The sequence below is a fragment of the Oleiphilus sp. HI0086 genome (genome assembly GCF_001635225.1).
On record NZ_LWFZ01000215.1, the window covers coordinates 1 to 662 of the forward strand.

Annotated in this window: 1 protein-coding gene; it reads left to right on the plus strand. The window is 47.4% G+C overall.

The window, feature by feature from the left end:
- Positions 1 to 535, plus strand: a 535-nt coding sequence (locus tag A3756_RS02835) for an FtsX-like permease family protein (protein ID WP_156490219.1), incomplete at its 5' end; no start/stop codon positions are given.
- Positions 536 to 662 lie beyond the last annotated feature (127 nt).

Here is a 662-nt window from a genome sequence, read left to right on the forward strand (position 1 = left end):
CCAGGACCTTCCGCTTAGTTACTTAACCAGTTTTCATGTCCCTTCTGGCAGCGAGGCAAAACTTACTAAGCTCATCCGCGAGTTCCCGACCATTACCTTACTCGACATGAGTATGGTCTTTACGCAAATTCAAAGTTTGCTCAAGCAAGTCAGCCTCGCTGTTGAGTACTTACTTATCCTAGTATTGATCGGCGGTGTGTTGGTCTTACTGGCGACCATTTATTCAAGTATCGATGAGCGAATATTACAAGGTGCAATTTTACGGACACTCGGCGCTAACCGAAAGCAGCTTCGCCTTAATCAGTGGAGTGAATTCGCTTTGTTAGGCCTCATGGCAGGTATTCTGGCCCTGCTGGGTACTGAAGCAATCTGCTATAGCTTATATCGCTATTTACTCGACCTAGACTATCAAGTGCAATGGCATCTTTGGGCATGGCTACCCATTAGTTCAGCCTTACTGATCATGTGTTTAGTAGGATTGAGTACAAGGAAGGTGGCTAGTCATTCGCCAGTTAGTGTACTTCGAGACAGCTAAGCACCGGGACAAGTCATTTGATGAAGCCATGAAGAATGAATTCTACCGAGGCATGGAAGTCGCTGCCGCATCAGGAGCCTTAGACGGCGCACAGGGGTTTACCAAAGGTCAGGGCAAGCATGGGCAA